The sequence below is a fragment of the Actinosynnema sp. NPDC091369 genome (assembly GCF_044757065.1).
Classification (GTDB): domain Bacteria; phylum Actinomycetota; class Actinomycetes; order Mycobacteriales; family Pseudonocardiaceae; genus Actinosynnema.
The window spans coordinates 28,242-49,095 of sequence record NZ_JBIVUG010000020.1 but is presented as its reverse complement, the minus strand read 5'-3'; the positions used below and the strand labels follow the sequence as shown (position 1 = coordinate 49,095).

General features: G+C 71.6%; 19 protein-coding genes. 6 read left to right on the top strand and 13 right to left on the bottom strand.

Translation table 11 applies throughout. The features are described 5' to 3' along the window. Positions 1–202: 202 nt before the first annotated feature. From pgl to tkt, 6 genes are read right to left on the bottom strand one after another with little or no spacing between them, the layout of a single operon-like run. Positions 203–976 (bottom strand): 6-phosphogluconolactonase, encoded by a 774-nt coding sequence (gene pgl / locus ACIQMJ_RS38620; protein WP_499765978.1) that lies wholly within the window; start codon positions 974–976, stop codon positions 203–205. After that, positions 973–2,223 (bottom strand): glucose-6-phosphate dehydrogenase assembly protein OpcA, encoded by a 1,251-nt coding sequence (opcA, locus tag ACIQMJ_RS38615; RefSeq protein WP_499765977.1) that lies wholly within the window; start codon positions 2,221–2,223, stop codon positions 973–975. The genes pgl and opcA overlap by 4 nt, the downstream gene beginning before the upstream one ends. Continuing rightward, a complete protein-coding gene (gene zwf / locus ACIQMJ_RS38610; RefSeq protein WP_499766011.1) occupies positions 2,220–3,710 on the bottom strand; it encodes a glucose-6-phosphate dehydrogenase in 1,491 nt (496 codons plus the stop codon). Before zwf ends, opcA begins: the two co-directional genes overlap by 4 nt. 47 nt (positions 3,711–3,757) lie before the next feature. After that, complete coding sequence (locus tag ACIQMJ_RS38605; RefSeq protein ID WP_499765976.1) at positions 3,758–5,374, bottom strand: phosphoglucose isomerase-related protein; 1,617 nt, start codon at positions 5,372–5,374, stop codon at positions 3,758–3,760. A 27-nt stretch (positions 5,375–5,401) separates the two neighbouring features. After that, entirely contained in the window at positions 5,402–6,514 is a 1,113-nt protein-coding gene (gene tal / locus ACIQMJ_RS38600; RefSeq protein ID WP_499765975.1) for a transaldolase, read from the bottom strand. A 22-nt stretch (positions 6,515–6,536) separates the two neighbouring features. Then, on the bottom strand, positions 6,537–8,630 hold the full coding sequence (gene tkt / locus ACIQMJ_RS38595; protein WP_499765974.1) for a transketolase: 2,094 nt from the start codon (positions 8,628–8,630) through the stop codon (positions 6,537–6,539). A 256-nt stretch (positions 8,631–8,886) separates the two neighbouring features. Between tkt and ACIQMJ_RS38590 the strand changes: the two genes are divergently transcribed. After that, on the top strand, positions 8,887–9,810 hold the full coding sequence (locus ACIQMJ_RS38590; protein ID WP_499765973.1) for a heme o synthase: 924 nt from the start codon (positions 8,887–8,889) through the stop codon (positions 9,808–9,810). A gap of 45 nt (positions 9,811–9,855) precedes the next feature. Further along, positions 9,856–10,677, top strand: coding sequence for a hypothetical protein (locus ACIQMJ_RS38585; protein WP_499765972.1), 822 nt, complete (start codon positions 9,856–9,858; stop codon positions 10,675–10,677). Here the strand turns inward: ACIQMJ_RS38585 and ACIQMJ_RS38580 are convergent. From ACIQMJ_RS38580 to ACIQMJ_RS38570, 3 genes are read right to left on the bottom strand one after another with little or no spacing between them, the layout of a single operon-like run. Beyond that, positions 10,674–11,324, bottom strand: coding sequence for an HD domain-containing protein (locus ACIQMJ_RS38580; RefSeq protein WP_499765971.1), 651 nt, complete (start codon positions 11,322–11,324; stop codon positions 10,674–10,676). The two genes, ACIQMJ_RS38585 and ACIQMJ_RS38580, sit on opposite strands and share 4 nt — an antisense overlap. 59 nt (positions 11,325–11,383) lie before the next feature. Further along, on the bottom strand, positions 11,384–12,031 hold the full coding sequence (locus tag ACIQMJ_RS38575; RefSeq protein ID WP_499765970.1) for a hypothetical protein: 648 nt from the start codon (positions 12,029–12,031) through the stop codon (positions 11,384–11,386). A gap of 5 nt (positions 12,032–12,036) precedes the next feature. Further along, positions 12,037–13,044 (bottom strand): hypothetical protein, encoded by a 1,008-nt coding sequence (locus ACIQMJ_RS38570; protein WP_499765969.1) that lies wholly within the window; start codon positions 13,042–13,044, stop codon positions 12,037–12,039. Between the two features lie 220 nt (positions 13,045–13,264). Between ACIQMJ_RS38570 and ACIQMJ_RS38565 the strand changes: the two genes are divergently transcribed. Further along, positions 13,265–13,855 (top strand): FKBP-type peptidyl-prolyl cis-trans isomerase, encoded by a 591-nt coding sequence (locus tag ACIQMJ_RS38565; protein ID WP_499765968.1) that lies wholly within the window; start codon positions 13,265–13,267, stop codon positions 13,853–13,855. An 89-nt stretch (positions 13,856–13,944) separates the two neighbouring features. Here the strand turns inward: ACIQMJ_RS38565 and ACIQMJ_RS38560 are convergent, their stop codons facing one another. Together ACIQMJ_RS38560 and ACIQMJ_RS38555 are read right to left on the bottom strand one after the other, a co-directional pair. Then, positions 13,945–14,916, bottom strand: coding sequence for a quinone oxidoreductase family protein (locus tag ACIQMJ_RS38560; RefSeq protein WP_499765967.1), 972 nt, complete (start codon positions 14,914–14,916; stop codon positions 13,945–13,947). 72 nt (positions 14,917–14,988) lie between these two features. Continuing rightward, positions 14,989–16,611 carry a DUF885 domain-containing protein gene (locus tag ACIQMJ_RS38555; protein ID WP_499765966.1) on the bottom strand — a complete coding sequence of 541 codons (1,623 nt, stop codon included), beginning with the start codon at positions 16,609–16,611 and terminating at the stop codon, positions 14,989–14,991. Positions 16,612–16,720: 109 nt separating this feature from the next. Between ACIQMJ_RS38555 and ACIQMJ_RS38550 the strand changes: the two genes are divergently transcribed. From ACIQMJ_RS38550 to ACIQMJ_RS38540, 3 genes are all read left to right on the top strand, one after another. Further along, a complete protein-coding gene (locus ACIQMJ_RS38550) occupies positions 16,721–17,521 on the top strand; it encodes a nucleotidyltransferase domain-containing protein (RefSeq protein ID WP_499765965.1) in 801 nt (266 codons plus the stop codon). A 61-nt stretch (positions 17,522–17,582) separates the two neighbouring features. Beyond that, positions 17,583–17,870: a hypothetical protein gene (locus ACIQMJ_RS38545; RefSeq protein ID WP_499765964.1), complete on the top strand. Its 288-nt coding sequence runs from the start codon at positions 17,583–17,585 to the stop codon at positions 17,868–17,870. After that, complete coding sequence (locus ACIQMJ_RS38540) at positions 17,867–18,718, top strand: ATP-grasp domain-containing protein (RefSeq protein WP_499765963.1); 852 nt, start codon at positions 17,867–17,869, stop codon at positions 18,716–18,718. The genes ACIQMJ_RS38545 and ACIQMJ_RS38540 overlap by 4 nt, the downstream gene beginning before the upstream one ends. Before the next feature lie 63 nt (positions 18,719–18,781). Here the strand turns inward: ACIQMJ_RS38540 and ACIQMJ_RS38535 are convergent, their stop codons facing one another. Beyond that, positions 18,782–20,356 (bottom strand): monocarboxylic acid transporter, encoded by a 1,575-nt coding sequence (locus ACIQMJ_RS38535; protein WP_499765962.1) that lies wholly within the window; start codon positions 20,354–20,356, stop codon positions 18,782–18,784. After that, positions 20,356–20,772 (bottom strand): DUF485 domain-containing protein, encoded by a 417-nt coding sequence (locus ACIQMJ_RS38530; protein ID WP_499765961.1) that lies wholly within the window; start codon positions 20,770–20,772, stop codon positions 20,356–20,358. Before ACIQMJ_RS38530 ends, ACIQMJ_RS38535 begins: the two co-directional genes overlap by 1 nt. Positions 20,773–20,854 lie beyond the last annotated feature (82 nt).

Here is a 20,854-nt window from a genome sequence, read left to right as displayed (position 1 = left end):
CGTGCGTCGATCCACCCGCTCACCCTTCGAGATGCTCTGACTACCGGAAAGGGACGCCCGGCGCCGCACAAAATTGCGAGCGCGAACGTCCGGTCAGCGGACAACGTGCGTGGAGACCGGACCCGAGTGCGCCAACTCACCCCGGAACGCCGACTGCCGCCGCGCCCGGGAGGGCGACGGCGGCAGTGGAACCCGTGGGCGGTCAGGCCGAGGGCGGGGCGAGCGGGTCCGGCACCTCGGCGGCGGCGGCCGTGTCGAGCAGCCACAGGGTGCGGCGCAGGCCGCGAGCGCCGGCGGCGGGCAGCGCGGACTCGTCCTCGTCGGTCAGGCCGGTGGCCACGGCGGCGGCCTTGGCGGCGCCGGTCGTGATCAGCCAGACCTCCCGCGCCGCGCGGATCGCGGGCAGGGTGAGGCTCACCCGGGTCGGCGGCGGCTTGGGGCAGTCGCGCACCGCGACGACCGACCGCTCCCGCTCCCGCACGGCAGGCGACTCGGGGAAGATCGAGGCCACGTGCCCCTCTTCCCCGACACCGAGCAGGCACACGTCGAACGACGGCACGGAGCCGTCCGGGCCCGCGGCGGCGGCGAGCACGTCGGCGTACGCCGCGGCGGCCGCCTCCGGGTCGTCGCCGAACCGCCCGTCCGACGGCTCCATCACGTGCACGCGCTCGGCCGGCACCGGGACGTGGTCCAGCAACGCCTCGCGCGCCTGGGTCTCGTTGCGCTCGGGGTGCCCGGAGGGCAGGAACCGCTCGTCGCCCCAGTACAGGTCGACCCGGCTCCAGTCCACCGCGTCGCGGGCGGGCGTGGCGCGCAGCTGCTCGAGCACGGCGATGCCGGTCCGCCCGCCGGTGAGCACGAGCGACGCCGACCCGCGCGCGGTCTGCGCGTCCACCAGGCTGGTCACCAGGCGGGCGGCCGTGGCGGCGGCCAGCAGCACGCCGTCACGGTGCACCACCACCTCGGGACGGCTCACGAGCCCGCCTTCGCCTTCGGCGCCTTCGATGCGGCCTTGGGAGCCGAAGCCTTGGGAGCCGAGCCCTTGGCGGTCGAAGCCTTGGCGGCCTTCGGACCCGCGGCCTTCGCGGCGGCGGACGTCTTCGCCGGGGCCTTCGCGGGCTTGGCGTCCGCCTTGCCGTCCGCGGCGGCCTTGCCCTCCACCGAAGCCGAAGCCGAAACCGGAGCCGAGGTCGAAGCCGGAGCGCCGGCACCACCGTCGGACTTCGCCTTGGCGGCACCGGACGCGGCACCCGACGCGGCGCGCGCGGGCTTGCGGGTCGCGGTGGCGGCCTTGGCCGGCGTCCGACCGCGCACCACCTTGCCCAGCGACCGCAGCGCCGCCTCGTACACCTCGTCCGGGTCGAGCCGGCGCAGCTCCTCGGCCAGGCAGTCCCGCACCTGGCGGCGCTGCAACGCCACCCGCCGCTCCGGCTGGCCCGGCTGCGTCAACGTGCCGACCTTGCCGTCCGGGCGCGACAGCTCCACCACGCCGGACCGGCGCTCCAGCCGCACGTCCACGATCCCCTCGCCGCGCGTGGCCCGGGCCCGCTTCACCGGCACCCGCAGGCACCCGGCGAGCCACGCGGCCAGCAGGTCGGTCGACGGCGAGTCGCTCTCGCCGCTCACCTCGGCCTCGGTGACCTTCTCGTAGGGCGGCAGGTCGAACGCCGACGCGAGCATGGCCCGCCACAGCGTCAACCGCGTCCACGCCAGGTCCGTGTCACCGGGCGTGTAGCCGGTGCGGCGCTGCTCCAACGCCTTGATCGGGTTCTTCTCCGCCGCCGCGTCGGTGATCCGGCGCTGCGCGAGCTGACCGATCGGGTCCTGCGCGGGCACGGCGGGCGCCTCGTTCGGCCACCACGCCACCACCGGGGTGTCCGGCAGCAGCAGCGGCACGACGCACGAAGCGCCCTCGTTGGCCAGCTCGCCGTACAGGCGCAGCACGATGACCTCGGACGCGCCCGCGTCACCGCCGACGCGGATCTGCGCGTCGAGCCGGGGTGCGGCCTTGCGCGCACCGCGCGCCACCACGATCACGCGGCACGGGTGCTCGCGGCTGGCGTCGTTGGCCGCGTCGATCGCCTCTTCGGTCTTGGTGCCGTCGTCGGTCACGATGACCAGCGTCAGCACCCGGCCGAGGGTGACCGCGCCGCCTTCCTCGCGCAGCCGCACGAGCTTGCTGTTGACCTGCGACGTGGTGGTCGAGGGCAGGTCGATGATCACGGACGCCTCCAGTGCCTGCCGGTGCGGGCCAGCATCTCGTCCGCCGACGCCGGCCCCCAGGTGCCTGCCTTGTACTTCTCCGGCGCGCCGGTGGCGCTCCAGTGCTTGATCACGGGGTCGAGGATCTCCCAGGACAGCTCGACCTCGTCGTTCTTCGGGAACAGCGACGGCTCGCCGAGCAGCACGTCCAGCAGCAGCCGCTCGTAAGCCTCGGGGGAGGACTCGGTGAACGCGTGGCCGTAGCCGAAGTCCATCGTGACGTCCCGGACCTCCATCGAGTTGCCCGGCACCTTGGACCCGAACCGGATGGTCACGCCCTCGTCCGGCTGCACCCGCACCACCAGGGCGTTCTGCCCCAGCTCCTCGGTGGAGGTGTCGTCGAACGGCAGGTGCGGCGCGCGCTTGAACACCACGGCCACCTCGGTGACGCGGCGGCCCAGGCGCTTGCCGGTGCGCAGGTAGAACGGCACACCCGCCCAGCGGCGCGTGTTCACCTCGCAGGTGATGGCCGCGTAGGTCTCGGTGACCGAGTCCTTGGCGAACCCGCCCTCCTCCAGCAGGCCGGGCACCTTCTGCCCGCCCTGCCAGCCGCCGGTGTACTGGCCGCGGGCGGTGGTCTCGTCGAACGGCCCGATCGACCGGGTCGCGGAGAGCACCTTGACCTTCTCCGCGCGCAGGTCGCTCGGCCGGAACGACACCGGCTCCTCCATCGCGGTGAGCGCGAGGAGCTGGAGCAGGTGGTTCTGGATCACGTCACGCGCCGCGCCGATGCCGTCGTAGTAGCCCGCGCGACCGCCGAGGCCGATGTCCTCGGCCATGGTGATCTGCACGTGGTCGACGTAGTTGGCGTTCCAGATGGGCTCGTAGAGCTGGTTGGCGAAGCGCAGCGCCAGGATGTTCTGCACCGTCTCCTTGCCGAGGTAGTGGTCGATGCGGAACACCGACTCCTCGGGGAAGACGTCGTTGACGGTCTTGTTGAGCTGCTTGGCGCTGGCCAGGTCGTGGCCGAACGGCTTCTCGATGACCACCCGCCGCCACTGGTCGGGCTTGTCGGTGGGCGGCGTGGCCAGGCCCGCGCGCTTGAGCTGGTTCACCACCGTGGTGAACGCGCTGGGCGGCACCGACAGGTAGAACGCGTGGTTGCCGCCGGTGCCGCGCTCGCGGTCCAGGTCGGACAGCGTCGCGGCGAGCGAGTCGAACGCGGCGTCGTCGTCGAACGTGCCCTGCACGAAGCGGATGCCCTCGGCGAGCTGGTCCCAGACCTCCTGCCGGAACGGCGTGCGCGCGTGCTCCTTGACCGCTTCGTGCACGACCTGCATGAAGTCCTGGTCGGCCCAGTCGCGGCGGGCGAAGCCGACGAGCGCGAAGCCCGGCGGCAGCAGGCCGCGGTTGGCCAGGTCGTAGATGGCGGGCATGAGCTTCTTGCGCGACAGGTCACCGGTCACGCCGAAGATCACCAGGCCGGAGGGCCCGGCGATGCGCGGCATCCGCTTGTCCCGCGCGTCGCGCAGGGGGTTGCGCTTGATGGACGAGGTCACGAACCGTCCTCCTGGATCGCTTCCACCAGCTGCGCGAGCCCGGCGACGCGGTCGGTCAGGTGCAGCCGCAGCACCGGGCGGCCCCGCTCGGCCAGCACCTGCCCGTCGCCCAGCGCCTGCGCCAGCTGCAACGTGCTGAGGTCGTACGGCCTGCCCGGCACGTCCAGGTTCTGCTCGGACGCCCCGGTCAGCTGCAGGAACACGCCGTTCTGGTGGCCGCCCTTGTGGTACTGGCCGGTCGAGTGCAGGAACCGCGGGCCCCACCCGAACGTGGTCTGCAGGTGCGAGCGCTGCGCCAGCTCCGGGCGGACGAGGGCGAACGACGCGTCGTCGACCCGGTCCAGGTAAGCCTGCACGGACAGGTAGCCGTGCTCGGGCGCGGCGGCGACGAGCGCCTGCAACGCCTCGGCGACCGTCTTGACGTCCGACGGCAGCCAGCCCTCGCTGGGGAAGACCTCGATCGGACCGTCCACGAAGGCCGGCTCGGCCGACGACGCGGCGGGGGAGTCCAGCAGGGACCGGGCCGCCTTCTTCGCCGCCTCGACGTCGGGCTGGTCGAACGGGTTGATCTCCAGCACCCGGCCCACCAGCGCGGTGGCGTACTCCCAGACCAGGAACTGCGCGCCGAGCGTGCCCTCGACCGAGAGCGTCGAGGAGCCGGTGGCCGGTCCGATCGCGACGGTCGTGGCGTCCGTGCGGGCGTCCACGAAACCGGGCGCGCCCGGACCCTCCACCACGACGGGCAGCAGGCCGGTGCCGTTCTTGCCGGTCGACTCGGCGATCAGCTGCTCGGCCCAGTCGCCGAACCCGGCGATGCCCGAGCCGGTGTCGGCGAACACGACCTTCTCCGCGCCGTGCGCGTGCGCCACCGCGAACGTGGCCGCCAGCACCACGGCCGGGTTGTCCGGCGAGTCGGCGGACACCAGCGGCGCGGCCGCCGCCGCCTCGTCGAGCAGCGCGCCGACGTCCGCGCCGGCCAGGCCCGAGGGCACCAGGCCGAACGCGGTCAGCGCCGAGTAGCGGCCGCCGACGTGCGGGTCGGCCAGGAACACCTTGCGGTAGCCGGCCTCCCGGGACGCCGCCTCCAGCGGCGAGCCCGGGTCGGTCACCACGACGATGCGCGACGCCGCGTCGATGCCCGCCGCGGTGAACGCGGCCTCGAAGATCCGCCGGTGGCTGTCGGTCTCGACGGTGCCGCCCGACTTGGACGACACCACCACGACCGTGCGCTCGAGGTCGCCCGCCAACGCCTCGGCCACCTGGCCGGGGTCGGTGGTGTCGAGGACCACCAGCGGCACGCGGGCGGTGCCCGTGATCACCTCGGGCGCCAGCGACGAGCCGCCCATGCCGGCGAGGACCACGCGGTCCACGCCTTCGGCGAGCAGCTCGTCGCGCAGCGCGGTGATCTCCGCGACCAGCGGGCGCGACGTCTCGTGCAGCGTGGTCCACGCCAGGCGGATCGACGCCTCCGGCTCCGCGTCGGGACCCCACAGGGTGGCGTCCCCCGCGGTGAGCCTGCTCGGAGCCGAATCCCGGACCAGGTCGCCGATCACGGTGTCGACCTGGTTCTGGTTGGGTGTGCGGACGATCTCCACGGAGATCACCTCGGTCATGTCAGTCCTGTCCCGTTCTCGGCTGTCTCAGCCCTTGGCCTGGTTCAGCTGTCCGGTCACCGTGTCGAGCAGTTCGGCCCACGACTTCTCGAACTTGTCGACGCCCTCGGTCTCCAGCGCGACGAACACGTCGTCGAGGTCGATGCCGACCTCGACCAGCCCGTCGAAGACCTCCTGCGCCTCGGCCGCGCGGCCGGTGACCTTGTCGCCCTCGATCTTGCCGTGATCGGCGACCGCGTGCAGCGTCTTCTCCGGCATCGTGTTGACCGTGTCGGCCACCACGAGCTGGTCCACGTACCGGGTGTCGGAGTACTGCGGGTCCTTCACGCCGGTGGACGCCCACAGTGGACGCTGCGCGCGGGCGCCCGCGGCGGCCAGCGCCTCCCAGCGCTCGCCCCGGAACACCTCCTGGTACGCCGCGTAGGCCAGCACCGCGTTCGCGATGGCGGCCTTGCCGCGGAGCCCGGCCGCGGCGGGCGTGCCCAGCGCGTCCAGCCGCTTGTCGATCTCGGTGTCCACGCGGGACACGAAGAACGACGCCACGGAGTGGATGCCGCGCAGGTCGTGGCCGTTGGCCTTGGCCTGCTCCAGGCCCGCGACGAACGCCTCCATCACGTGCCGGTACCGCTCGACGGAGAAGATCAGCGTCACGTTCACGCTGATGCCCTCGGCGAGCACGCGGGTGATCGCGGGCAGGCCCTCGACCGTGGCCGGGATCTTCACCAGCAGGTTGGGCCGGTCCACGGCCTTGGCCAGGTCGAGCGCCTCGGCGACGGTGGCCTCGGTGTCGTTGGCCAGGCGCGGGTCGACCTCGATCGACACGCGGCCGTCGACGCCGTCGGTGGCGGTGTAGAGGTCGCGGAACAGGTCGCACGCGTTGCGCACGTCCGTGGTGGTGATCTCGCGCACGGCGGCGTCGGTGTCGGCGCCGCGGGCGGCGAGCTCGCGCACCTGCTCGTCGTAGACCGAGCCGTTGGACAGGGCCGTGGCGAAGATCGTCGGGTTCGTGGTCACGCCGACGACGTGCTGCTCGGCGATCAGACCGGCCAGGTTGCCGGTGTTCAGCCGCTCGCGGGACAGGTCGTCCAGCCAGATCGACACGCCCGCGTCGCTGAGCGCGGCCAGTGGATTGGTGCTCATCTCGTCAACTCCCCTGAAGTCTCTACTTGGTCCGGCCGAGCGACCGGCGGGCCGCCGCGACGACGTTCTCCGTCGTGAAGCCGAACTCGCGGAACAGCGTCTGGTAGTCCGCCGACGCGCCGAAGTGCTCGATCGAGACGATCTCGCCCGCGTCGCCCGCGAACCGGTGCCACGGCTGGGCGATGCCCGCCTCGACCACGACGCGCGCCTTCACCGACGACGGCAGCACCTGCTCCTGGTAGCCCTTGTCCTGCGCGTCGAACCACTCGACGCTCGGCATGGACACGACCCGGACGGCGACGCCCTCGGCCTGGAGCACCTTGCGCGCCTCGACCGCGATCTGCAGCTCCGAGCCGGTGGCGATGAGGATCAGCTCGGGCTCCTCGTCGCCCTCCAGCACGTAGCCGCCGCGCGCGACGCCCTCGACGGCCTTCTCCTTGGTGCCTTCCAGCACCGGCAGGTTCTGCCTGGTCAGCGCGATGCCGGCGGGGCCGGTGGGGTTCTCGATCACGGCACGCCACGCGGCGGCCGTCTCGTTGGCGTCACCGGGGCGCAGCACGGTCAGGCCCGGGATCGCGCGCAGCGCGGCCAGGTGCTCGATCGGCTGGTGCGTCGGGCCGTCCTCGCCGAGGCCGATGGAGTCGTGCGTCCACACGTAGGTGACCGCGGACTTCATCAGCGCCGCCAGGCGGACCGCCGGCCGCATGTAATCGCTGAACACCAGGAACGTGCCGCCGTACGGGCGGGTCGGGCCGTGCAGCGCGATGCCGTTGAGGATCGAGCCCATGGCGTGCTCGCGGACGCCGAAGTGCAGCGTGCGGCCGTACGGGTTGGCGCTCCACATCTTGGTGGAGATCGACTCCGGGCCGAACGAGTCGACGCCCTTCATCGTGGTGTTGTTCGACTCGGCCAGGTCGGCCGAGCCGCCCCACAGCTCGGGCAGCACGTCGCGCAGCGCGTTGAGCACCTCGCCGGACGCCTTGCGGGTGGCCACGCCCTTCGCGTCCGGCTCCCACGACGGCAGCGCCTCGGCCCAGCCCTCGGGCAGCTCGCGCGCGACCAGGCGGTCCAGCAGCGCCTTGCGCTCCGGGTTGGCCTGCGCCCACGCGTCGAACGAGCGCTGCCACTCCGACTTCGCGGCCTCGCCCCGCTTGATCACCGCGCGGGTGTGCTCCAGCACCTCGTCGGCGACCTCGAAGGTCTGCTCCGGGTCGAAGCCCAGGATGCGCTTGACCTCGGCGACCTCGTCCGCGCCCAGGGCCGCGCCGTGCGCCGCGCCGGTGTTCTGCTTGTTCGGCGCGGGGAAGCCGATGATGGTGCGCAGCAGGATGAACGACGGGCGCTCGGTCTCGGCCTTGGCGTTCTCCAGGGCCTCCTGGATGCCCTTGACGTTCTCGCCGCCCTCGACGACCTGCACGTGCCAGCCGTACGCCTCGTAGCGCTTCGCGGTGTCCTCGGACAGCGCGATGGTCGTGTCGTCCTCGATGGAGATCTTGTTGTCGTCGTAGATGACGGTCAGGTTGCCCAGCTTCTGGGTGCCCGCCAGCGACGACGCCTCGGACGTCACGCCCTCCTCGATGTCGCCGTCGGAGGCGATCACGAAGATGTGGTGGTCGAACGGGCTCTGCCCGGCCGGGGTGTCCGGGTCGAACAGGCCGCGCTCGCGGCGCGCGCCCATCGCCATGCCGACCGCGGAGGCCAGGCCCTGGCCCAGCGGGCCGGTGGTGATCTCCACGCCGTTGGTGTGCCGGTGCTCGGGGTGGCCGGGGGTCTTGGAGCCCCACGTGCGCAGCGCCTTGAGGTCGTCCAGCTCCAGGCCGTAGCCGTTGAGGAACAGCTGGACGTAGAGCGTGAGGCTCGAGTGGCCCGCGCTGAGCACGAACCGGTCGCGGCCGATCCAGTCGGCGTCGGCCGGGTCGTGCCGCATCACGCGCTGGAACAGCGTGTACGCCAGCGGCGCGAGGCTCATGGCGGTGCCGGGGTGGCCGTTGCCGACCTTCTGCACGGCGTCGGCGGCGAGCACGCGGGCGGTGTCCACCGCGCGCGTGTCGAGGTCGGTCCAATCTTCGGGCAGGTGGGCTTCGGTCAACCGGGCGATGTCATCGGTGACGGACACTGACTTCCAGCTCCAAACTCACTAGGCGGCGGTTGTGACGGCCGGCGTGAACTTAATCGATCCCGTCAGGCCCGATCCGCGGCTACCAAGGTCCGCCGACCAGCCTAGTCCGCCGAGCGGACCCTCGTACCACTCACGCTCTGTGGGTGTACGCACAGGCGTGATGAGTGCGTTCAGGGAGTACCCGAACGGGCTGCCCGGGGAACGCGCGGTTACGATCTGCAGCATCCCCCGACCTGTTGAGGAGCGCGACGCCATGAGTGCCGTCACCGAGGCTCCGGCGCGGTCGCCCCGGCAGGTCGTCGGCGCCTACGTGGCGCTGACCAAGCCCCGGGTGATCGAGCTGCTGCTGATCACCACCATCCCGGCGATGCTCCTGGCCGCCCGCGGCCTGCCGCCGCTGTGGCTGATCGCGTGCACGCTGGCGGGCGGCACGCTGGCCGCCGGCTCGGCGAACGCGCTCAACTGCTACGTCGACGCCGACATCGACTCGGTGATGAAGCGCACCAGCGCCCGGCCGCTGGCCAAGGACGCCATCCCGCCGCGCAACGCGCTGATCTTCGGCATCGTGCTGGGCGTGGTGTCGTTCGGGTTCCTGTGGCTGACCACGAACCTGATCTCGGCCGTGTTCGCGGTGGCCACGATCCTGTTCTACATCTTCGTCTACACCCTGGTGCTCAAGCGCCGGACCTCGCAGAACATCATCTGGGGCGGCATGGCCGGCTGCATGCCGGTGATCATCGGCTGGTCCTCGGTGACCGGCACGGTGGCGTGGCCCGCGCTGGTGATGTTCGGCGTGATCTTCTTCTGGACGCCGCCGCACACGTGGGCGCTCGCGATGAAGTTCAAGGAGGACTACGCGCGGGCCGGTGTGCCGATGCTGCCGGTGGTGGCGACGGCGCAGCAGGTGACGCGCCAGATCGTCATCTACTCGTGGATCACGGTCGTCTGCACGCTGCTGCTGGCCCCGGTGACGTCGTGGATCTACGTGGCGATCGCGGCGGCGTCGGGCGTGTGGTTCGCGGTGTTCGCGCACCGGCTGCACGGTGTCGTGCGGCGCGGCGGGTCGACCAACACCATGAAGTTCTTCCACATGTCGAACCTGTACCTGATGCTCGTGTTCTGCGGCTTGGCCGTGGACGCGGTGATCGGGCTGCCGGTGCTCGGCTGGCCGTTCTGAGCTTGATGCACTTTCCGCATATTTGCGGATAGCTAGCCTGATCGCATGGTCGTGCAGGGGGATGGGCCGCCACCCGATCGGGGAACGTTCGACAAGGCGACGGTGGACCGCTGGCAGGTGTTCGGCGGCATGGCGGGCGTCGCCGGCCTGCTGCTGTCCGTGGTCGGCGGCATCAAGGACCAGGTGCCGCTGTCCCTGGTCGCAGCCGCCGTGGTCACCCTCGTGGGTGTCTGGCTGCTCTACCGCTGGGGCCGCCGGCCACACCAGCAGTTGACCAAGCACTTCGTGGTGCCGGTGCTGCTGACGGTGGTGGGCGCCGCCACGGGCGGTGTGCTCGGCGGCCTGGAGCTGCGCCCCACCCCGGGCACCGCCCAACCCGGGACCACTACGACGACCACCACCACCACGACCGTCGCGGCGCAGGTCGGGACCGACCCCACGACGACCACCACGTCCGCCGCGGCGTCGACGACCGCCACCGTCCAGACCTCGCTCGCCGCGGGCCAGGTCCGCGCCGGCGAGGTGACCCTCAACTACGACTACACCATCGACTTGGACCCGAACACCGAGGACAACGGCGGTGTCGACGCCAAGACGACGCAGCGGACCGACCTGAAGTACGAGGGCGGGTTGCGCGCCGCGCACATCGTCCTGGTCAAGGAGAAGCTCGCCGAGCTGCCGCCCACGCACCAGGAGTGCGCGGCCGCCACGGCCGTGGACGACTACATCAACAGCGACATGGTGGGCGAGGGCGCGTCCTTCTGCGTGAAGACGACGGAGGGCCGCTGGGCCGGCTTCGTCGTGGTGGACGTCGATTCCTACCGGTGGGTCAAGTTCGAGGTGGCCGTCTGGGAGAAGCCGGCCTAGGAGACCGCCGACAGCAGCTCGTTCACCGTCGGGTCGTCCAGCGACTCCACGATGCACGACCACAGCTCCAGGTTCGCCGTGGCCCACCGCGAGTAGGTGGCCGCCGCCTCCGGGTCGTAGAAGTAGTACCCCTCGTCGTGCTTGCCCCGCTGCTCGCCGACGATCTTGTGCGCCAGCTCCCTGAGCGTGATCCCGTTCTCCTCCAGGTACCGGGGCGCGAGCACCACCGGCGTCACCGGCAGGGCCTTGAACAGCGTGTCCGCGTCGGACAGCGCCTGCGCCTCCGGCGAGATGTCGCGGTGGCGGGTGCGCATCTCGGCCTCTTCGACGATCGCGTCCACCCGCGCCGCGACCTCGTCCGGCACGCCCGCGCGCGCCAGGATGTCCAGCCGCAGCCGCCGCCCGTCCACCGGCAGCGAGTTGCGGCGGACCATGTAGTTCACGTCGTGGACCAGGGCGGCCACCTCGACCAGCGCCACGTCCGAGGAGTTGCGCCGGGCGAAGTGGACGGCCTTGTCCCGCACGAAGCTGACGTGGTGCCAGCCGTGGAACTGCAGTTTCGCGGCCAGGTCGCGGCACAGCCGCCAGACCTCGCCCTCGACCTCGGAGATCGCCTGCGCCGTGACTGCCTTCGTGACAGTACTCATTGGACCCTCCCGTGCCGGGTGGGCCGATGGTAGGCGCGCGCGATGATCCTTGGCGCGGATTACAGGTTGTTGGTCAGGTCCTCCAACCTCGCCTCGACCGGCACGTGCCGGTGGCTGGTCCGGGTGTCGGGGTCGTAGCTGAGGCTCCACGGGCTGACCGCGCGCGACTTGACCAGGAACGTCATCGTGTCGTCCGTGGCCTTCGGGATGCGGTGGAACTCGTGGGCGAGCATCGTGCCCGAAGCGCCCTCGGTGGCCTCGGCGCTGCGCAGCAGGGTGGCGGACACGATCCGCGTGCCGTCGTCGGCGACGTCCGCGGTGAAGCGCTCGTGCAGGTAGGAGCCCGACAGGATGGTGGTGCAGAAGTGGTAGCGGTGGTTGTGGACGGAGTCGGCGTACCCGGGTCGCCAGTCCCGCTGCGGCTTGTACTCGTGCAGCCAGAACGTGAACGGCTCGGCCGGCTCGTCCCGCAGGCACCACGCGAAGTGGGTCGTCGTCTCGCGGGATCTGGCCACGACTCGCATCTCGTCCTGCGGTGAGAGGGCGCGCAGGTGCCCGCGCAGCCTCTCCCGCAGGCCGGGTCGGCCCGCCCACTCCCGGAAACGCCTCTCGACGTGTCCCCAGTGGTCGACGACAGGGGGGTCGGCCACGGTGATGAGCGTGGCGAGCTCCGCGAGGGCGGAGAACCCGGTGAACTCGGTGAGCACGACTATCAGCTCCCCAACTGAGCGGAGGCGGAGAATTCTTTGCGGAATCGGTGGAACTTCTCCTCGAGGGATCGGAACCCGTCCTCGGTGAGCGGGTTCCCGGTGATCTTCTCGAACAGGGCGAGGAAGTCCGCCCGACTGGTGCCCGGTGTGATGACGACGTGGAGCCCTGCCTTGGAATTGCTGATGCGCAGGAACTCGGCGCGTTCCATCCCGTAGATGAACGAGCCCTCCGCGAACCGCACCGTGCGCGGGTACAGGCGGATGACGCCCGCGCTGGTGTTGCTGTAGAGGGTGAGCCACACGCTGTCGTCGAACAGCTCCAGCCGGTCGAGCGGCGGGTCGGACACGATCGTCAGGTCGATCCGCGAGCACCGGCCGCGGGCCAGGAACAGGCCGACCAGGCCGATGGAGATCTGCTCGCGCAGCCTCGCCGCGATCACGTCGTAGTCGCCGTCCGCGCCTTCGTTGCGCAGCAGGTAGCGCGCCCGGCCGCTGATCGCGTCGTCGTCGCGCGGATCGGCCAGCACGGCCCTGAGCTCGCACTCCGACTGCGACAGCAGCAGCCTGCCCGCCGCGTACCGGCCCGCGAAGCCCCGGAACACGTACAGCCGGGTCCGTTCCAGGTCCTGCATCATGACCTGGTTGAACGCCGGGTCGGGTCGCGCGGTCGGCTCGAACACGTGAGTGGGGAAGAACTCGCGGTCCAGTGCCCGGTACTCGGCGGTGAGGTCCCGCAGCGCCCTGCGGCTCTCCTCCACGACCGGTGTGACCAGCGCCCGCTGCGCGGCCGAACTGGTGATCAGCGTCTGCCCGAAACCGACCACGGCGGAGATCAGCGTGCCGGTGCCGACCGACGTCAGGAACGTGCGCAGCGCTCCTTGATCCATTGTGCTGGAAATGGCCAGACTGCCGCCGGAAGTGACGACGAGGGTCAGCAGGAGCAGACCTGTTCTGGTCCAGAACAATTGCTGTAACAGGTTGCTGCGGACGCCCTTGGGCTCCGCGGACACGGGGTCACCTCCTTGGTGGGCACTCGATCGGCCGAATGCTCTCGGTATACGATCAAGTGCGCGGAGTTACTGTACGCGCGAGTACGCAACTGCGGTAGCGGTAATTAGTGGCACATTTGCGGATTGTTTCGTAGATCGACAGCAGCGCACCGTGATCGGCGTTGGGCTGCTGGTGGGGCCCCGGCGCGCCGCGCGGGCGTGAACCCTAAGCTCGGCAACCATGCGTACTGTCGGCCGTACGGCCCTGGCTCTCGTCTCCCTGTTGTCCGCCGGTCTGGCGCTGACCGCGTGCACCGCTAGCGACCGGCCGTCCACCCTCACCAACACCCCGTCCGCGACCGCCGCGCAGCCCGAGGCGCAGGAGCCCACCGAGGCCGACCTGCCCGAGCCGAGCGGCCCGCCGTGCGAGGTGGCGCAGTACCAGGTGACCGGCGCGGCGGGCGAGAAGCCCACGATCACCGTCCCGACCGGGTGCAAGCCGCAGGACGGCCTGGTGGTCGAGGACCTGGCCGAGGGCACCGGTGCGGAGATCAAGCCGGGCTCCACCGCGCAGCTGCACTACGTGCTGGCCACTTTCCGCGACCAGCAGACCCGTGAGGCGTCCTGGGACAGCGGGCAGCCGTTCGAGCTGAAGAACATCGGCCAGGCCAACGTCATCAAGGGCTGGAACGAGGGCCTGATCGGGCTCAAGGAGGGTGGCCGCCGGCTGCTCGTCGTGCCGTCGGACAAGGGCTACCCGAACGGTCAGGGCGACATCCAGCCCGGCGAGACCCTGATCTTCGTGGTCGACGCGGTCAAGGTCGAGGGCTGAGCCGCACCCGCGGCTTCACCCGGACGTGAGGAAGGGCGGTCCCGCACCGGGACCGCCCTTCCTCGTGTCGGAGCTCGGGACGCGGGGGTTCAGGGCACGAGCAGCAGCTTGCCCGTCGTGCGACGGCCTTCCAGGTCCTCGTGCGCCCGCCGCGCCTCGGCCAGCGGGTAGCGCCCGCCGACCCGCACGGTCAGCGCACCCGCCACCACGGCCTCGAACAGCTCGCCGGCCCGCCACTCCAGCTCCTCGCGGGTGGCCACGTGCGCACCCAGCGACGGCCGGGTCAGGAACACCGAACCCGCCTGGTTGAGCCGCAGCGGGTCGAACGGCGGCACCGCGCCGCTGGACGCGCCGAACAGCGCCAGCACGCCGCGCGGCTTGAGGCTGGCCAGGCTTCCGTCGAACGTCGTGCGGCCCACGCCGTCGTACACGGCCGCGACGCCCACCCCGTCGGTGAGCTCGCGCACCACGGGCGCGAAGTCCACCCGGTCGTACCGGATCACCTCGTCGGCACCGGCCTCGCGCGCCAACGCCTCCTTTGCCTCGGTGGACACCGTGCCGATCACGCGCGCGCCCCGCGCCTTGGCCAGCTGCACCAGCAGCAGACCCACGCCACCGGCCGCGGCGTGCACGAGCACCGTGTCGCCCTTCTGCACCGGGTACGTCGACGCGACCAGATAGTGCGCGGTGAGACCTTGCAGCAGCAGCGCGCTCGCGGTGTCGTCGTCCACGCCGTCCGGCACCGGCACCGCGTCCGTGACCGGCACCACGGCCTGCTCCGCGTAGCTGCCGAGGGACTGGGACCAGGCCACGCGGTCGCCCACCGCGAAGCCGGTGACGTCCGGGCCGACCGCGCTGACCCGGCCCGCGCCCTCCAGCCCCGGCCCGAACGGCAGGGCCAGCGGGTAGCGGCCCTCGCGGTGGTAGCAGTCGATGAAGTTCACCCCGGCGGCGGCCACGTCCACCAGCAGCTCGCCCGAGCCCGGCGACTTCGCCTCCACGTCGGTGAACTCCAGCGCTTCCGGCCCTCCGGTCGCGCGCACCACCACTGCCTTGGGCATGTGTTCGTCCTCCTGTCGCGATGTCCCTACGTCAGCACACCAACCGCCGCGGCGGCCGGCCTGTTCCGCTTCTCACCCACCGAGAGCGACCCTGCGGGCCAGCCCGAGCGGCAACGCGCCCGCGCCCGCGATGGTGTCGTGGAACTCGCGCAGCGACCCGCTGAACTCCGACCGGATGCGCTCGATCTCCAACGCGCCGGTCAGGTACGACGGCGCCTGCGTCGGCCACGCGCAGTACCGGCTGACCTCGCCGGCGGCCGTGCCGGGCGTCAGCGACGCCTTCGTGGTCATGAACTCCTCGGCCTCCTCGACGCCCATGTCGCCGCAGTGCAGCGCGGTGTCCACGATCATCCGCGCCGCCCGGAACAACCGCGCCTCGACGTGCGCCAGCTCCTGCGCGCGCGCCTTGTCCGCGTCGCCGACGACCTCGGGCGTGAAGTAGCCGTGCTCGCGCAGCAGCTTCTCCGCGTACAGCGCCCAGCCCTCGGCGAAGTACGGCGTCCGGAACACCTTGCGCACCGGCCGGTCCTGCGCGGCCAGCCACGACAGGTGCCAGTGGTGGCCGGGGTACGTCTCGTGCACGGCGATCGAGACCAGCTGGGCCCGCGAGTTCGTGCGCAGCCGCTGGGTGGTCTGCTCGGCGGTGAACCCGTCCGGCGGGAACGGCACGAAGAAGTGGCCCGTCCGCTGGTCGGTCAGCGACGGCGGCGACATGTAGGACGCCACCGCCAGCACCGGGCGCTGGAACGTCGGCGAGGGCACCACCCGGCACTGCTCGCCCTCGGCGAAGGTCACCAGGCCGTGCTCGGCCAGGAAGTCCCGGGCCCGCCGCGTCTCCGCCTCGTACTCGGCGCGCATCGCCTCCGGCGTGGGCGGGTGGTCGTCCTGGAGCGCCGCCATCACCGCGTGCCAGTCGTCGGTGCCGGCCAGCTCGCGCATCTCGGCGTCCAGCTCGGCGTAGGCGGCCCGGCCCCGCTCGTGCAGCTCGGCCGCGCCGTAGCCCAGCACCTCCTGCTCGCGCAGCAGCGTCGAGTACAGCGCCTCGCCCATCCGCCAGTCGCCCCCGGCGCGCCCGGCGAACTCGTCCAGGAACGCGGCCAGCTCGTCGAACGCCCGCGCGGCCGGCTCGGCGGCCTCGGCCAGCTCCGCCCGCAGCCCCGGGTCGGACACCTCGGCGGGCAGCGTCGCGGTGAGGAACGCCCGACCGGTGCGCGCCTGGTCGGCGGCCCGCTCGACGATCCTCGGCGCCGCCAGGTCCGGGTCCAGGTTCGCCCGGCACGCGGCCAGCACGGCGGGCACCTCGGCCAGCCGCTTCACCACGCTCGCCACCAGCTCCGGCTCCGGCCGCAGCCGGTTGAGGAACGCGCTGAACAACGGGTACAGCACCGCGGTCGTGTAGGTCGACGGGTCACGGCGCCACGCGGGCCACGTCGCCTTCGCCCGCACGCCGCGCAGCACCGACACGACGAGGTCGCGGTCCACCGAGCCCTGGAGGTCGTCCGCCCCGACCGCGGCGAACCGGTCGAGCCACGCGTCCGCGCCGCGCTCGTACTCGGTGAACGCGGTGGCGCTGAAATCGCCGAGGGTGTGGTCGTGGGCGAGCGAGCCGAGCATCGCGGCACTGCCCGGGTTGCGGTCGAAGTGCCACGCGAGGAACTGTTCGACCAGGTGGGTGAGCTGTGGGGTATCCGTCACGACCCGCAAGCTACCCCGCGACCGGTCGACCCGGGAGCCGCCGCAAATTCCGTTGGGAGTTGCCTGTTGACGCTTTAAGTTCACCCCGTCACAGGGGGAGGTAATGGTCGTGAAGCACAACAGCCCGGAATTCGCCGAGATCGCCCGGCGCGCCACGATCCTGCGCACGCAGGTGGGCTCGGGCGTGCACGGCACCGCCATCGAGGGCACCGACGACCGCGACGAGATGGGTGTGTGCGTCGAACCGCCGGAGTTCGTGATCGGGCTGCGCCGCTTCGAGCAGTACATCCACCGCAGCGCCGAGGAGCGCACCGGTGTGGTGAACACCCCGTCCGGCCCCGGCGACCTCGACTTGGTGACCTACTCGCTACGCAAGTGGCTGCGGCTGGCGTTGCAGGGCAACCCGACCGTGCTGCTGCCGCTGTTCGCGCCCGAGCACGAGATCGTCTCGATCACCGACCTCGGGCGTGAGCTGCGCGACAACGCGGACATGATCGTGTCGCGGCTGGCCGGGCGGCGGTTCATCGGCTACCTGCGCGGCCAGCGCAGGCGCATGGTCGACGGCACGGTGGCCCGGCGCGTCAACCGGCCGGAGCTGGTCGCGCGGCACGGCTACGACACCAAGTACGCCGCGCACATGGTGCGGTTGGGCGTGCAGGGCGTCGAGCTGCTGGAGACCGGCCGGATCACGCTGCCGATGCCCGAGCCGTGGCTGACCTGGATCCGCGACCTGCGGCAGGGCAAGCACACGCAGGAGGAGGCGATGGACGCGGCCGCGTCGCTGGAGGCCCGGCTGGAGGAGCTGGTCCTGACCTCGTCGCTGCCCGAGCGGCCCGACCAGGCCCGCGCCGACAAGTGGCTGGTCGAAGCCTACGAGTCGGTGTGGTCGACGGTGTGGTCGGCGGCCTGACCGAAGGTCGTGAGTGCCGTCACGTGCGCGCAAGTTACCGACAGGTTCTAGTCTGGCCGACGTGGCAGACGACAAGAAGATCGGGCGTGCGGTGAAGACGGCGACGGCGTTCGTGGCCGCGCACGGCAAGCCCGCCCGCGCCGTCGTGGAGAACGTCGGGCGGGCGGGCGCGCGGGTCGTGCTGGTCGGCGACGACGGCGCCATGGGCGACGTGGTGCTGCCGGACGTGGCGTCGGCGGAGGCCGTGGTCGAGGCGGTCGCGGACCTGGAGCGGCACGAGTGGGACCGCGAGACCACGGCCGCGGTGAAGATCGGCCCGGCGCACCGGCGCAAGATGGCCGGCCGGTGAAGGTCCTCTTCGCCACCTGCGACTCGCTGCCCGCCGGCGACGGCGACGACGACGCCCTGCTGGACGCGCTGGCCGACGTCGGCGTGCAGGCGTCGTGGACGGCGTGGGGCACGCCGGTGCAGGCCGACCTGGTCGTGCTGCGGTCCACGTGGGACTACACCGAGCGGCTGCCGGAGTTCCTGGCGTGGTGCGACGCCGAGCCCGCGCTGGTGAACCCGGCACCGGTGGTGCGGTGGAACACGGACAAGACCTACCTGGTCGACCTGGCGCGGCACGGCGTGCCGGTCGTGCCGACGGCGGTGGCCGGGCCGGGCTTCACCGACTGGCCCGACGGCGAGTTCGTGGTGAAGCCGACCGTCGGCGCCGGTTCCCGGGGCGCGCTGCGCGTCGCGGCGGGCGACCACGGGACCGCCGCCGCGCACCTGGCCGCCCTCGGCGTGCCCGCGCTCGTGCAGCCGTACCAGTCGCGGGTCGACTCGGCCGGCGAGACCGCGATGGTGTTCCTCGGCGGCCAGTACTCGCACGCGTTCACCAAGGGCGCCATGCTCACCCCGGACGCGGAGTACGACGAGTCCGGCCTGTACCTGGTGGAACGCCTGTCCGGCGCGACGCCGTCACCGGCTCAGCGGCGGGTCGCCGAGGACGTCGTGGACGCCGCCGCCGAGCTGACCGGCCTGCGCCGCCACGACTTCCTGTACGCGCGGGTGGACCTGATCCCGGGCGCCGACGACGCGCCGCTGCTGCTCGAACTGGAACTGGTCGAACCGTCCCTGGGCTTCCGCCAGACCGACGCCACCGCCCCGCTCCGCTTCGCCTCGGCGGTCCGCGCCGCCCTCGCCCGGCGGTAGGTCACCGACGAACGACGAACGCCGGAGCACGACGCGTGCTCCGGCGTTCGACGCGTCACCGCGCTACTTCAGGCCCGAGCCGATGCCCGTCAGCGACCGGACCTCCATCTCGGCCTGCTTGACCGGGTCGGACTTCTCCTTGCTCAGGACCGTGCCCAGGTAGCCGCACAGGAACGAGAACGGGATCGAGACCAGGCCCGGGTTGCTCAGCGGGAACCAGGCGAAGTCGACGTCCGGGAAGATCGAGGACTTCGCGCCGGACACGGCGGGGGAGAAGGCGAGCAGGAAGATGCACGACCCGAGCCCGCCGTAGACCGCCCACAGCGTCCCCGGCGTGTTGAACCGCTTCCAGAACATCGAGTAGATGATGGTCGACAGGTTCGCCGACGCCGCCAGCGCGAACGCCAGCGCGACCAGGAACGCCACGTTCTGCCCGTTCGCCGCGATGCCGCCCGCGATCGCCAGCAGACCCACGACGATCGCGGTCAACCGGGCGACCCGCACCTCCGACCGCGGGTCGGCCTGGCCGCGCTTGATCACGTTCGCGTACACGTCGTGCGCGAACGACGCCGACGCCGTCAACGTCAGACCGGCCACCACGGCGAGGATCGTCGCGAACGCCACCGCGCTCACCACGCCCAGCAGCACCGCGCCGCCGACCTCGTAGGCCAGCAGCGGCGCGGCCGAGTTCTCGCCGCCCGGCGCCGCCGCGATCTCCTTCGACCCGACCAGCGCCAACGCGCCGAACCCGATCACCAGGGTGCACAGGTAGAACGTCGCCATCATCCACGTCGCCCACACCACCGAGCGGCGCGCCTCGCGGGCGTTCGGCACGGTGTAGAACCGCATCAGCACGTGCGGCAGCGACGCCGTGCCGAGCACCAGGGCCAGCGCCAGCGAGATGAAGTCGAGCCGGCTGGTCGGCGTGCCGCCGTAGCGCACGCCCGGCTCCAGCACCTCCGGCCCGAGCGGCGTGTTCCGCGACGCCGTCTCCAGGATCGCCGACAGGCTGAAGCCGAACTTGCCGAGCAGGAACACCGACATCAGGGTCACGCACATGATCAGGAAGACGGCCTTGATGATCTGCACCCACGTGGTGCCCTTCATGCCGCCCAGCAGCACGTACAGCACCATGACGATGCCGACCACCGCGATGATGATCGACTGCCCGACCTTGCTGTGCACGTCCAGCAGCAGCGCCATCAGCGCGCCCGCGCCCGCCATCTGCGCGATCATGTAGAACAGCGAGATCACCAAGGTCACGTTGGCCGCCGCGGCGCGCACCGGGCGCTGCCGCATCCGGAACGCCAGCACGTCCCCGAGGGTGAACCGGCCGGTGTTGCGCAACCGCTCCGCGATGATCATCAGGCCGAGCAGCCAGGACACGACCCAGCCGATCGAGTACAGGAACCCGTCGTAGCCGTTGACCGCGATGCTGCCGGAGATGCCGAGGAACGACGCGGCGGACAGGAAGTCACCCGACAGCGCGATGCCGTTCTGGGGTCCGGTGAAGCTGCTGCCCGCGGCGTAGTAGTCCGACGCGGTGGCGTTGCGGCTGCCCGCCCGGTACACGATGTAGAGGGTGATCAGCACGAAGACGCCGAAGACGCCCAGGTTGATCGCGGTGTTGCCGCCCATCAGGCCCGGTCCTCCGCGGTGAGCGAGCGGACCGCGTCGACCTGCGGGTCGAGCTTGTTCCGCGCGTAGCGCGCGTACGCCAGCGTCAGCGCGATCGTCGTGACGAACTGCAGCAGCCCGAACAGCAGGCCGAGGTTGATCACGCCCCACACCGGCGTGCCCATCAGGTCCGGCGCGTACGCCGACAGCGCGACGTACCCCAGGTACCACAGCAGGAACCCGCACGTGACGGGCACCACGAAGATCGTGATCCGCCGGCGCAGCTCGCGGAAATCGGCGCTCGCCTGAAGCGCGACGAAGTCGGGGTCGCCCGCTTCGTCGACCAACAGGGGCGTGCCCGGGTCGTCGAAAGTGGCGAAGCCGCGCCCGCCGCGGGCGGGTCTCGAATCCGTCGGAGGCAGGATCGCCTTCGTCATCAATCCTCCACGGGGATTTGCCTCGCCGCGCACGCGGATGCGCGGGCCGGCGGCGAGCGCTCAGCGTAACCGCGTTGCGCCG